The sequence below is a fragment of the Micromonospora sp. NPDC005203 genome (assembly GCF_042872705.1).
Classification (GTDB): domain Bacteria; phylum Actinomycetota; class Actinomycetes; order Mycobacteriales; family Micromonosporaceae; genus Micromonospora.
Genome location: NZ_JBIAKV010000015.1, coordinates 72,139 through 84,502, shown reverse-complemented (window position 1 = coordinate 84,502; position 12,364 = coordinate 72,139). Strand labels below are relative to the sequence as shown.

The following is a 12,364-nucleotide window of genomic DNA, read 5'->3' as shown; positions in this document are numbered from 1 at the left end:
TGCCGGGTCGCCCAGCGGCGATACTCGTTGCCATGCGTCGACTCGCCACCGCCCTGCTGTGCCTGGCCGCGCTCGTCGGCTGCGCCAGGCCGGGCGAAACCCCAGTGCGGGATGGCCCTCCCGTGGGCACCGACTGGAGCACCTACCAGGCTGATGTCACGGCCGTCCGGGCCAGCACGGACCCGCGCTCGCTCGTGCTGACCGTGGCGCTGTTGGCTGACGCGGACGGTTGCTCCCGGAATCCGCGAATCGAGTACCTCGTCGAGGAGAACAACCTCATCCACGCCAACGTGGTGCAGGATTCGCGCCTGTCCGCGGTGGTCGGGGCCTGCCCCACCCACACACCGGGCGAGACGACGCTGACGGTGCCGGGGCCGATCGCCGGCCGGACCGTCGTGCTCAACCAGGAGCCGTGGAAACTCGACGGCGCGCAGTACCACCGCTGCGACCCGACGTTCGGCTGTGGTCCGATGCCGAAGGACCACTGCGACCACAAGTGGGTCGATGTCGTGGTCCGCGGCATGGACGTGTCCCGGCACTCGGTCGGATCGGTCGAGGGCTGCGACGGCAGCTGGTTGGTCATGACGGTGCCGTTCGATCCGGTGCCGTGCGGCGTCGAGGCGCGGCCCGGCTGCGACGCGTCGGTAAACGTGCGCCGCTACTTCCTGCGGTGGGCCGGCCCCGGCGGCTGGGAGAGGATCGCCAGCTCGACGGAGGTCGGCTGCGGACGCGTCCACACCACCGCGCCGGCCTTCCCGAGGAAGCTCTGCGCCGACCTGCCCAGGCCGTGATCGCGTGGTCAGCCCTCTCCGGTGACTCCGGGCCGAGCCGATCGGCCAGACCCTCTCACCACCGCTGCCCGGGCACGGCCCGGATCACGACTGGCGACGGGTGCTCGCGCGCACCACCACGTGCCAATCGTGGCGTGCTGATGCCGTGGTGGGGCCTCCGAGCGCCGCACGGGCGCAGTGCGCGCCCTGCTCGCGCAGCGACTGCGCCAGGGTGGTCAGGCCGGCGGGCGCGGCCGCGTCCGCGTCGTCCCAGCCCGTCACCGCGACGTTGTCGGGAACGCGCAGGCCGGCGCTCGCCACGGCGCGCAGGGCACCCAGGGCGAGTTCGTCGCTCATCGCGGCGATGGCGTCCGGCGGGTCGGTGCCCCCGAGCAGTTCGGCGGCGAAGGTCTCGCCCTCGGCGACGTGGTTGACCGGGCAGACTGCCAGCCGCATATCCGCGGCCCGCTGACCCGCGTGTGTCCAGGCGTCCCGGAAACCCTCCCACCGGTGCCGGGTCACCGGGAACCTCACCTCGGGCTCCTGGTCGCCGGTGAGCAGTCGGCGGGCGCGACTCCGGTCGAGCGGAAAACCGAGCACGAGCGGGCGTCGCGCCTCGGCGAACGCCACCCGTCCGACCGCGGCGGCGGCAGCCCGGTCGTCGATGCCGATCACCGGCAGGTCCCGGCGGTGCGGGCCGGCGTGGACCACCGCGGACAGGCCGGTGTCGGCCACGGCGTCCAGGACCGGATCGTCGTCGCTGGTGGTCCAGACGACGAACCCGTCCACGGCCGCCTGCGCGACGCGCTGGGCGTCCGACGGTGCGCCGGTGATCGGTATCAGGGTGAGTCCGACGCCCTCCGCCGCGCACACGTCGGAGACCCCGGCGAGGAAGCGCGCCGCCTGCGGGTCGTCGAAGGCGTAGCTCAACCTCTCACCGAGTACGACGCCGAGCGTGCCCGCGCGGCCGCGTCGCAGCGAGCGGGCGGCCGGGTGCGGCCCGGGATAGCCCAGCTCCCGCGCCGCCGCACGCACCTTCGCCGCGGCCTCGGCGGAGACCCTCCCGGGCTGGGAGTACGCGTAGGAAACCGTCATCGGCGAGACGCCGGCGGCGGCGGCCACCTGATGCAGAGTCGGCCGCTTGGGGTTGTCCGCGGGGCGGTTCATGGCACAGACTCTATCTGTGTATCGATACACAACGCGGCAGCGGCCGCCCACGTCACGACGGCAGACCGAGATCGAGACCTTCGTCCGGGACGCGCCGACCAGGCTTTCGTACGCCGTCCTGGCCTGCTGGACGTTCTGGCTGTACGCCTTCGGGCCGGCGCTGACCCTCCTGCGGGCGGAGTTGGGTTTCTCCTACACGCTGCTGGGCGTCTACGAACTGTTGTGGGCGGGGGGCGCGGCGCTGTCCGCGGTCGGGTTCGTGTGGGCGGCTCGCCGCCTGGCCCGGGGTGCGCTGCTGTGGTGCTCGGCCGTCGCCACCGCGGTCGGCGCCGGCCTGTTCACCCTGGGCGACAGCACGGCGGCCACCCTGCTCGGAGCCGTCGTGTTCGGTCTGGCCGGGACCACGATGCTCACCGTCGTCCAGGCGGTGCTGTCCGACCGGCACGGCGACCGGCGCGACCGGGCGTTGACCGAGGCCAACGTGGGCGCTGGCGCGTCCGCGGTGTTCGCCCCGCTGGTCCTCGGCGCGCTGGCGGCCAGCGCGGTGGGCTGGCGCGCCACATTCGTGTTGCCGGCCGTCGTCCTCGTGCTGCTGTACCTGCGCCACCGCCGCCAGCCGCTACCGGCGGCGCCGCGACCCACCACCGCGAAGAAGGCCGGGGGCCTGCCGCTGGCCTGCTGGCTGTTCGCCATGCTGACCGCTGTCAGTTCGGCGATCGAGTTCTGCCTGGTGTACTTCGGTCCCCAGTTGCTCATCCAGGCCGGCATGTCCGCCGCCGCGGCCAGCACCGCGCTGAGCAGCAACTACCTCGGCATCCTGATCGGACGCCTGCTCGGCGCGCGGCTCACCCGCCGCCCCGGTCGCGCGGTGGCGCTGCTGTACGCATCGCTGGCGGTCACCGGCCCCAGCTTCGTGCTGTTCTGGCTGACCGACCAGCCGGTCCTCGCCGTCCTCGGGCTGTTCCTGTCCGGAGTGGGCATCGCCAACCTCTATCCGCTCGGGCTCTCGCTCACCCTCGGCGCGGCCGGCGGACAGGAGGACCGGGCCAATGCCCGCTCGCAACTGATCCTCGGCGTGGTCGCGGGCGTGTCCCCCTTCCTGCTCGGCGGCCTGGCGGACCGGTACGGGCTGGTCACCGCCTTCACCCTGGAGCCGGTGCTGATCGGCTGCTGCGTGCTGCTCCTGTGGGGCGGGCTCCGTGCCCGCCGCGCCAGCAGGTGAGCCGATCGCCCGCCGCGCCGGCCGCCCACGCGCTCCGACAGGTCACCTGGGCATTCTGGCCGCGCTCTCGTACGCGGTCGCTCGGGCGAGCACCTCGGGGGTCGCGCGGGACGGGTGGCCGCTGTCGAACGGCGGTTGTGGGTCGTACTCCATCCAGAGTTGGACGGCCTCTGCGGTCGTCCGGTCGGTGAGGAGTTCGACAAGTCTCAGTCCCATGTCGATGCCGCTCGACACACCGGCCGCCGTGATGATGCGGGCGTCCGGTTCTTCGACGACTCGCTGGTCCGTCGGCTCGGCGCCGAAGTGGACCAACTCCTGGACGGTGCGGTAGTGGCTGGTGCCCCGTCGACCCCGAAGCAGCCCGGCGGCTCCCAGCAGGATCGACCCGGAGCACACGGAGGTCGTGAGCTTTGTCGTCTCGTGGATGCGTCTGATCCAGCCCGGCAGCGGCCCAGTGAGAGCCTGAACGGTCCCTGGTCCTCCCGGGACGACGAGAACGTCAGCCGCTTCCACGTCTTCGAGCGCGATCTCGGCCACCAGGGAGACCATCCCGCAGTCGTCCCTAACGGGACCGTGGCGTTCGGCGACCAGGACCACGTGGATGCCCGGGGTGAGAGCCAGTGGCTGGTAGACGCCGATGACGTCCAGCGCGGTGAAACGCTCGTACAGAGGTATGACGACGTTCATCACCGGAGGTCCCTTCGGTTGACAGTGCTGGACCGCCGAACGCGGTCAGAGCATCGAGAAGCGTGCGCGAAAGGCACCCGGGGTCGTGCCGAGCCGTTCGCCGAAGACTCGTCGGAGCGACTCGGCGGACCCGAGCCCCGACCTGGCCGCCACCACATCGAGGGCGAGGTCGGACTGCACCAGAAGGCGTTTGGCGGCCTCCAGGCGAAGCTCGCTGAGATAGCGCCCGACGGTGAGCCCCGTCTCACGGACGAAGAGACGTTGGAAGTGCCGGGGCGACAGGGCGAGCTGCGCGGCAAGGTCGTCGACGCGGTGTTTCGCGGCCGGATCGGCGTCGAGGGCACGCTGAACGGCAGCCACTCGTCTCTCCGTGGCACGTTCCAACCACACCGGGCCGGAGAACTGCGCCTGTTGGCCGGGCCGGTGTAGGTACATCACGAGCCAGCGGGCGATCTCCTGGGCGACTCGTGCTCCGTGGTCGGCCGCCACGACGGCCAGTGCCAGATCGATTCCTGACGTGACACCGCCCGACGTCCAGACCGGGCCGTCGTGCACGTAGAGGGCGTCGTGGTCGACGGCGAGGTCGGTGAATCGCCGACCGAGGTCCCTCGACAGGGACCAGTGGGTGGCCACCCTACGACCGCTGAGCAACCCGGCCCGCGCGCACAGGAACGCCCCGGAACAGATCGACAACAGTCGGGTGGGGCGGCACTCGCGCAACCAGGCGACGAGGTCGGCATGCCCATCCTGGGCTGCCGCCCGGCCGCCGGGCACCACGAGCGTGCCGGCCCGGACCGGCTCTCCGAGCGCGTCGGCCACCAGGACGAGGCCGCTCTCGGACATCACCTCGGCCTCCGCGCCCGCCAGCCGCAGGTCGTACGCGGGGCGCTCGCCGCGTGCCGCCCGGTACTGGTTCACCCCCGCCAGAACCTCCCACGGCCCGTTGACGTCGAGGGACTGCATGCCCGCGAAGGCGACGACGGTGACGCGCTCAACCATGCCCTGAGTCTGCCGGCGGAGCCATCGTGACACCATGACGCCGTACCCACGGAAAGTGACACGGTGCCGGTGAGCCGCTGGTACCACTGGGCGCGACGGTGCCTAGGCGGATGAGGGGGCGGGCCACGCCACGTCGTCGATCGCGAGCCATGGCGCCGCGGCCAGCGCCGTGGGCGTCTGCGCGGCGAACTCCCGCACGTCGCGGTGCAGATGTGACTGGTCGACGTAGCCGCTGTCGGTGGCAACTGTGGCGGCGGAATGGCCCGCGGCGAGAAGGTGGGCGGCATGGTCGAACCGCACCAGGCGGGCGGCGCGTTTGGGTGTGATGCCCAGCTGCGACCGAAAGCGGGACAGCAGGCGCTTGCGGCTCCAGCCGAGCTCGGCGGCCAGGCTGTCGACTCGTATCCGGCCTCGGCTGGTGCGGGTCCGCCGCCAGGCGTGGACGACCTCCGGATCGGTCGGTCGACGGGTGTCCAACCGCCGGCCGAGGAGCTCTGCGGCGATGGCGAACCGTTCGTCCCACGACGCGGTGGCGCGCAGCCTCGCCTCCACCCGCTCGGCGGCGCGGCCCCAGACGTCGTCGAGGGAGACCACCGCTCCGCAGATCCCCGCCGACGTGCCGAGCACGGCGGCCGCGGGGATCGGCTCCAGCCGGATCTGGAGGCACTCGCCGAACCCTCGGCCCGTCGCCCGGAGGTCACCGGGGAGCAGGCCGACGACCGCACTGCCGCTGCCGTGCCGGCCGTTCACGGTGTAGGTCAGGCCCGTATCCTCGTCGAGGTCGATGAGCAGGGTGATCGACGGGTGCGCGACCAGCGCGATGTCCACGGGTGCGCAGCCCTGGTGCCGGAAGCCGGCCATCCGGATCCCCGGCAGCCGGGCCGCCGGACCCGGGACCACCACGTCCACCGACGACCAGTCGAGCGGCGGCGTCCCCATCTGTCGAGTCTAGGCCGGCGGGGTCGCCGGCGGGGTGTCCGTGACCGTTGCCGTGAAGCCCAGCAGCAGCCTGCTGGTCGCCTCGGGGGCTTCCAGCATGGGTACGTGTCCGACGTTGGGCAGCACCTCGACCCGCGCCCTCGGCACCGCGTCGTACCGGTGCGCCGACGACGGATCCCAGCGGCGGTCGCCGCCGCCGAAGAGCACAAGCACCGGGACATCGAGAGCGGCGAGCCGCTCGGGCACACTCCGCTCCTCAATGTAGGCGTCGTAGGCGCGCAGCACCGATCGCAGCCCGCCGTAGGTGATGCGTCGGACGTCGCTGACCAGATCGTCCGGAACGTCGACCGGACGCGCGCAGGTGGCGCTGATCCCCCTGCGGATCATGGCATCCGATCGTCGCGCCCAGAGCAGCGGACCGAGCGGCGGAGCTAGCAGGGCACGGAGAACGGCCGGCTGTGGAAGCAGAGCGTCGGGACTCGGGCCGGTGCTGACCAGAGCGAGCGACGCCACCAGGTCCGGACGTCGTTCGGCGAGCGCGGTGGCGAGGTAGCCGCCACTGGAGTGCCCGACTGCGATGACTGGCCGGACGCCGAGGTTGTCGAGCACCGCCGCCACCCGGTCGACCTGGGCGGTCACCTCGTACGACGGCGAGGCCGGCGACCGCCCGCAGCCCGGGAGGTCCACCCGGACGACGTGGTGCTGGTCGGCGAGCGCCGGTACCACCGGGTTCCAGGAGGCGCCCGACATCCCGGACCCGTGGATCAGCAACAACGGCGGCGCCTCCCGCGGACCGTCGTGGACCACGTGCATGCCCTGCGACCGCGCAACGTCGTACTCAGTCATGAGAACGACGATGCACGGGCCGCCGGTCGTTCGTCTTGGACGAATGTCAGCGCGGCTCCAGAAGGCGTCGCCTCGCGCCTTGCGGAATGGGTGATGCCTGTGAGTCATCGAGATGACTCACAGGCATCACGCTCGTCAGGACATGGCCGCCGGATCGGACCGGGCGTGGCGTGCTACCTCAGTCCTGTGCCGAGTCCAGCTTGCCGGTGGCGGCGAGCCGCTGGTACCAGTGGGCGCTGTCCTTCCAGGTGCGGACCTGGGTGTCGTAGTCGACCCGGATGATCCCGAAGCGACGGTCGTAGCCGTAGCCCCACTCGAAGTTGTCCAGCAGCGACCAGACGAAGTAACCGCGCACGTCCGCGCCCTGCGCGCGGGCGTCGGCCATCGCGCCGATGTGCCGACGCAGGTAGTCGATCCGTCGGTCGTCGTGGATCCGCCCGTCGGCCGACACCACGTCGTCGAACGCCGCGCCGTTCTCGGTGATCATCATCGGCTGGCTGGGGTATTCGCGGTGCAGGCGCAGCAGCAACTCGGTCAGGGCCGGCGGGTCGATGTTCCAACCCATCGCCGTGTACGGGCCGGGCTGCGGAAGGAAGTCGACGGTGTCGGCGGCGACCCACGGCGTCGAGGCCGACGTGCCGTGCCCGTCGGCGTCGGAGCGGGCCGACACGCCGTCCCAGGCCCGGACCAGGGTGCTGGAGTAGTAGTTGACCCCGAGCACGTCCAGCGGCACCGCGATCAGCTTCTCGTCACCCGCGCGGACGAACGACCAGTCGGTGACGGACGCGGTGTCGGCCAGCAGATCGGCCGGGTATTCCCCGTCCAGCATCGGGCCGAGGAACGCGCGGTTGGCCAGGGCGTCGATCCGCCGTGCCGCGTCGGAGTCCGCCTCCGAGTCCGACGCGGCCCGGATGACGTGCAGGTTCAACGTCACCGACAGCTCGGCGGCGGGAGCCAGCTCCCGGACCACCCGACCGGCCAGCCCGTGCGCGAGGTTGAGGTGGTGGACCGCGGCCAGGGCCGCCGCCGGCTCCGTGCGACCCGGAGCGTGTACGCCGGAGGCGTAGCCCAGGTACGCCGAGCACCACGGCTCGTTGAGCGTCGTCCAGGTGTGCACCCGGTCGCCCAGCGCACCGACGATGCCGGCCGCGTACTCCTGGAAGCGCAGCGCGGTCTCCCGCGCCGCCCAGCCGCCGGCGTCCTCCAACTCCTGCGGCAGGTCCCAGTGGTACATGGTGGCCACCGGACGGATGCCCCGTTCCAGCAGACCGTCCACCAGCCGCGCGTAGAAGTCGATGCCAGCCTGGTTGAAGCGGCCCGAGCCGCCCGGCTGCACCCGCGGCCAGGAGACGGAGAACCGGTACGCGCTGAGCCCGAGGTCAGCGATGTGACCGAGGTCGTCGGCCCACCTGTGGTAGTGGTCGGCGGCCACGTCGCCGGTGTCGCCGTTCAACGTCCGACCCGGTGTGTGGCTGTAGGTGTCCCAGATGGACGGTCCGCGGCCGTCCTCCGTGGCGGCGCCCTCGATCTGGTACGCCGCCGTCGCCGACCCCCAGACGAAGCTCTCCGGAAAGTGGTGTCGCGTCATCGTTCCGTCCCCTGGATCTCGCAGCTGTAGCCCGTCGAGGTGCCGGCGACCAGTTCGACACTGGCCGTCGCCGCCTCGTAGCGCACGTCGAACTCGGCGCCCGGCCCGTCCCCGGGTGACGGTACCCGTACCCGGGTCCGCTGCCCCTCGGCCGGTGCGTACAGCCGCAGCCGTACGTCGTCGGCCCACTCGTAGTCCGGTCGGTCGGTGCGGGAGCCGAACGGGATGACCGCGCCGGGCCGGGCCAACACCGGCAGGCTGTCGACCGCGTGCTTCTCGGTGACCCACGCCGGGCCGGTGACCTGCGCGCCGCTGACCAGGTGCGTCCAGGTGCCGGCGGGCACGTAGTAGGTGACGGTGCCGTCGGCGCTGAACACCGGTGCGACGAGCACGTCCGGGCCGAGCATGTACTGCCGGTCCAGGTGCGCCGTGGCCGGATCGTCCGGGAACTCCAGGAACATCGGGCGCATCACCGGCGTACCGTCGCGGTGCGCCTCCTGTGCGGCGGCCGCCAGGTACGGCATCAGGCCGAGCTTGAGCCGGGTGAAGTGCCGCAGCACGTCGACGGCCTCGTCGTCGAACGCCCACGGCACCCGGTAGGACCCCGAGCCGTGCAGCCGGGAATGCGAGGAGAGCAACCCGAAGGCGACCCAGCGCTTGAAGACCGCCGGATCGGGGGTGCCCTCGAAGCCGCCGATGTCATGGCTCCAGTAGCCGAAGCCGGACGCGGCCAGAGACAGACCGCCACGCAGCGACTCGGCCATCGCGACGAACGTCGACTCGCAGTCGCCACCCCAGTGCACCGGGAACTGCTGCCCGCCGGTGGTGGCCGAGCGGGCGAACAACACCGCCTCGCCCTTGCCGCGCTCGGTCTCCAGCAGCTCGAAGACCGCCTTGTTGTAGAGGTAGGAGTAGTAGTTGTGCATCCGCTGCGGGTCCGACCCGTCGTGCCACACCACGTCGGTCGGGATGCGCTCGCCGAAGTCGGTCTTGAAGCAGTCGACGCCCATGTCGAGCAGCGCCTTGAGCTTGCCGGTGAACCAGCGCACGGCGTCCGGGTTGGTGAAGTCGACAAGCGCCATGCCGGCCTGCCACCTGTCCCACTGCCACACCGAACCGTCCGGGTTACGCACCAGGTAGCCGGCCTCGCGGCCCTCCTCGAAGAGGTACGACCGCTGCGCGATGTACGGGTTGATCCAGACGCACACCTTCAGGTCACGCTCGTGCAGCCGGCGCAGCATCCCCTCCGGATCTCCGAAGGTCGCCGGGTCCCAGACGAAGTCGACCCAGTGGAACTGGCGCATCCAGAAGCAGTCGAAGTGGAACACCGACAGCGGCAGCCCGCGCTCGGCCATCCCGTCGACGAACTCGGTCACCGTCTTCTCGTCGTACGAGGTGGTGAACGAGGTGGACAGCCACAACCCGTACGACCAGGCGGGGATCCGGGCCGGACGGCCGGTGAGCGCGGTGTAGCGGCGCAGCACGTCCTTCGGGGTGGGGCCGTCGATGACGTAGTAGGTGAGCGCCTGCCCCTCGACGCTGAACTGGGTCTGCGCGACCACCTCGGAGCCGACCTCGAACGACACGTGCTCCGGGTGGTCCACGAACACCCCGTAGCCGGCGCTGCTGAGATAGAACGGCACGTTCTTGTACGCCTGCTCGCTGGCGGTGCCCCCGTCGGCGTTCCAGATGTCGACGGTCTGCCCGTTCTTCACGAACGGGCCGAAGCGCTCACCCAACCCGTACACCGTCTCGCCGACGCCGAGGGCGAGCCTTTCGTGCACGTGCGAGCGCCCCTGGGCGTCGGTGACGACACCGACGCTGCGCTCGGTGGAGGCGGTGACCAGCCGGTCGCCGTGCAGGAACTCGACCCGCCACCCGTCGACGAGCGCGACCCGCGCGGTCAGCTCACCTGTGGTCAGCGTCGCGCTGAGCCCGGTGACGTCGACGACGAGCGGGTGCGTCTCGTCGGTGCTCAGCGCGAAGTGCGGCTCGCGGGGCAGCCCACCGGTGTGGTGGGCGATGGTCACCCCGACGACGCCGGGGGCGGGGGAGAAGAACCGGACGGTGACCAGGGGCCGGTTGAGGGTGGCGCCGCGTCCGGTGAGCTGACCGGTCGGCGCGAAGACGGTGAAGCCGCGTTCGTCCGGCTCGACCGACTCCACGACGCCGGGGCGTAGGACGTTGACACCGGGGCGCAGTTGCCAGTACCCGTCGGTGAACTTCACTTCTCGGCTCCTGCCGTGATGCCGCGCGCCAGGGTGCGCTGGAAGATGAGGAAGAAGAGGATGGCCGGCACCAGGCTGATCAGGGCGCCGGCGTTCGTGGTCGGAGCGTCCATCAGCCGGTCACCCTGCAGCGACGCGAGCGCCACCGGGATGGTCTGCGTCTGGTTGTCGATCAGCATGACCAGCGGGATGAGGAACTCGTTCCAGGTCCAGATGAAGAAGAAGATGAGCAGCACCGAGAGGGTGGGGCGCAGGTTGGGGAAGACCACCCGCCACAGCACCGTCCACTTGCCGGCGCCGTCCAGTGCCGCCGCCTCCAGCAGCGAGCGGGGGAACGTCCCCAGCACCGAGGCGAGCAGGTACGTGCCGAACGCGCTCTGGATCACCGTGAAGATGATGATCACCGCGAGTCGGGTGTTGTAGAGCCCGACCTCCTTGGCCGCGTAGTACAGCGGGTAGATCAACGCCTCCTGCGGCAGCATGTTGGCCAGCAGGAACAACCCGACGATCCAGAGCCGGCCGCGGACCCGGCCGATGCCCAGGGCGTATGCGTTGAGCAGCGACACGGCCACGCCGAGCACGGCCACCGAACCGGCGATGAGCGTCGAGTTCCAGAGCTTGAGCGGGAAGTTCACCTCGGTCCAGTACGTCCGCAGACCCTTGGTGTAGAACTCCGTCGGCCAGCTCAGCGGGCCACCCGACGAGTAGTCACCCGGCGACTTGAACGCGTTGAGCAGCATGAACGCGAACGGCACGAGCATGACCAACGCGCCGAGGACGACCAGGGCGAGCACCACCCAGCGGCTGACACCGCGGTGGTGCCGATCGGGTACGGGCCGGCGTGGCGTCACCGGGGCCACGGTCGGAGTGATGACGGCCATCTCAGAACCCCCGGTCCCGGCGCTCGCTGCGGGCCTGCATCCAGATGAAGACCACGGCCACGACGACGATGATCAACGTCAGTACCGTGGAGATCGCGGAGCCGTAGCCGACCTGCAGTTTCTTGAAGAACGTGTAGTAGGCGAAGTACGACGGGACGTTTGTCGCGTTGTCCGGGCCGCCCCGGGTCAGGGCGAAGATCGGCCCGAACACCTTCAGTGCGGCGATGGTGCAGGTCAGCGCCACCACGAACGTCTCCGGCCGGATCTGCGGGAGGGTGATCGCCCGGAACCGGTGCAGCCAGTTCGCGCCGTCGACCTCGGCCGCCTCGTACAACTCGGGGTCGACCCGCTGCAACGCGGCCATGAAGACGACCACCGGATAGCCGATCTGCACCCAGATCATCACCGCCATCACGGCCGGCAGGGCGGTGCCCGGGTCGCCGAGCCAGTCGTGGCGCAGCGCGCCGAGACCGACCGCGTCGAGCAGGCTGTTGAACGCCCCGTCCGGGCGCAGGATCCAGCCCCAGACGATGCCTGCCACCACGACGGGCAGCACCTGCGGGAGGTAGAACGCGGCCCGCAGCGCGGCGGCGGTGCGCGGCTTGAACCGGCGGCCGATGACGTCGAAGAGCACCGCGGCGAGCAGCAGCCCGAGCACGGTGGGCACCACCACCATCGCGACGAGCATCCAGACGGTGTTGCGGAACGACGCCCAGAACACGTCGTCCTGCAGCAACTGCCGGTAGTTGTCCAGGCCGACCCACCGGGGGTCGCCGATGCCGGACCACTTGGTCAGCGACAGGTAGAGGGTGCCGATCAGCGGCGCGCCGATCACCAGGACGAAGAGCGTCGCTCCGGGGAGCAGGTATAGCCAGTACGCCGCGTTGCGGCCGCGGCGTCTGCGGCTGGGCGCGGGCGGGGTGGGCGTCGCGGCCGGCGGTGTGGCGGCGACGGTCTCGGAGACTGCCATGGAAGATCCTTCCCGGCGGGGCGGGCGGGCGCGCCGGTCGTGCCGGTCACGCCCGCCGCTCGCCGTG

The 12,364-nt window shown here is 71.1% G+C and carries 11 protein-coding genes; 2 read left to right on the top strand and 9 right to left on the bottom strand.

Annotated features, from left to right (window positions below; genetic code table 11):
• The first annotated feature begins 32 nt into the window (after positions 1-32).
• The gene (locus ACFYPM_RS26965; RefSeq protein WP_387202448.1) at positions 33-791 is read left to right on the top strand and encodes a hypothetical protein; all 759 of its coding nucleotides are present in this window, start codon (positions 33-35) and stop codon (positions 789-791) included.
• Positions 792-875: 84 nt separating this feature from the next.
• Here ACFYPM_RS26965 and ACFYPM_RS26960 read toward each other — a convergent pair whose 3' ends face one another.
• Positions 876-1,937, bottom strand: coding sequence for a LacI family DNA-binding transcriptional regulator (locus tag ACFYPM_RS26960; protein ID WP_387202445.1), 1,062 nt, complete (start codon positions 1,935-1,937; stop codon positions 876-878).
• A 16-nt stretch (positions 1,938-1,953) separates the two neighbouring features.
• Here ACFYPM_RS26960 and ACFYPM_RS26955 point away from each other — a divergent pair, with 16 nt between their 5' ends.
• Positions 1,954-3,159 carry an MFS transporter gene (locus tag ACFYPM_RS26955; protein WP_387202442.1) on the top strand — a complete coding sequence of 402 codons (1,206 nt, stop codon included), beginning with the start codon at positions 1,954-1,956 and terminating at the stop codon, positions 3,157-3,159.
• A 42-nt stretch (positions 3,160-3,201) separates the two neighbouring features.
• Here the strand turns inward: ACFYPM_RS26955 and ACFYPM_RS26950 are convergent, their stop codons facing one another.
• The 8 genes from ACFYPM_RS26950 to ACFYPM_RS26915 all read right to left on the bottom strand — a co-directional run bounded on the left by ACFYPM_RS26950 (position 3,202) and on the right by ACFYPM_RS26915 (position 12,297).
• Positions 3,202-3,846, bottom strand: a complete 645-nt coding sequence (locus ACFYPM_RS26950; protein ID WP_387202610.1) for a DJ-1/PfpI family protein — start codon at positions 3,844-3,846, stop codon at positions 3,202-3,204.
• Positions 3,847-3,891: 45 nt separating this feature from the next.
• Positions 3,892-4,845, bottom strand: coding sequence for a GlxA family transcriptional regulator (locus tag ACFYPM_RS26945; protein WP_387202439.1), 954 nt, complete (start codon positions 4,843-4,845; stop codon positions 3,892-3,894).
• A 102-nt stretch (positions 4,846-4,947) separates the two neighbouring features.
• A complete protein-coding gene (locus ACFYPM_RS26940) occupies positions 4,948-5,784 on the bottom strand; it encodes a helix-turn-helix domain-containing protein (RefSeq protein WP_387202437.1) in 837 nt (278 codons plus the stop codon).
• A 9-nt stretch (positions 5,785-5,793) separates the two neighbouring features.
• Positions 5,794-6,630, bottom strand: coding sequence for an alpha/beta fold hydrolase (locus tag ACFYPM_RS26935; protein WP_387202434.1), 837 nt, complete (start codon positions 6,628-6,630; stop codon positions 5,794-5,796).
• Positions 6,631-6,808: 178 nt separating this feature from the next.
• The gene (locus tag ACFYPM_RS26930) at positions 6,809-8,218 is read right to left on the bottom strand and encodes a GH1 family beta-glucosidase (RefSeq protein ID WP_387202431.1); all 1,410 of its coding nucleotides are present in this window, start codon (positions 8,216-8,218) and stop codon (positions 6,809-6,811) included.
• Positions 8,215-10,446 carry an alpha-xylosidase gene (gene yicI, locus ACFYPM_RS26925; RefSeq protein WP_387202428.1) on the bottom strand — a complete coding sequence of 744 codons (2,232 nt, stop codon included), beginning with the start codon at positions 10,444-10,446 and terminating at the stop codon, positions 8,215-8,217. The genes ACFYPM_RS26930 and yicI overlap by 4 nt, the downstream gene beginning before the upstream one ends.
• Positions 10,443-11,327, bottom strand: coding sequence for a carbohydrate ABC transporter permease (locus ACFYPM_RS26920; RefSeq protein ID WP_387202425.1), 885 nt, complete (start codon positions 11,325-11,327; stop codon positions 10,443-10,445). Before ACFYPM_RS26920 ends, yicI begins: the two co-directional genes overlap by 4 nt.
• A 1-nt stretch (position 11,328) precedes the next feature.
• Complete coding sequence (locus tag ACFYPM_RS26915) at positions 11,329-12,297, bottom strand: sugar ABC transporter permease (protein WP_357248550.1); 969 nt, start codon at positions 12,295-12,297, stop codon at positions 11,329-11,331.
• Positions 12,298-12,364: the final 67 nt, after the last annotated feature.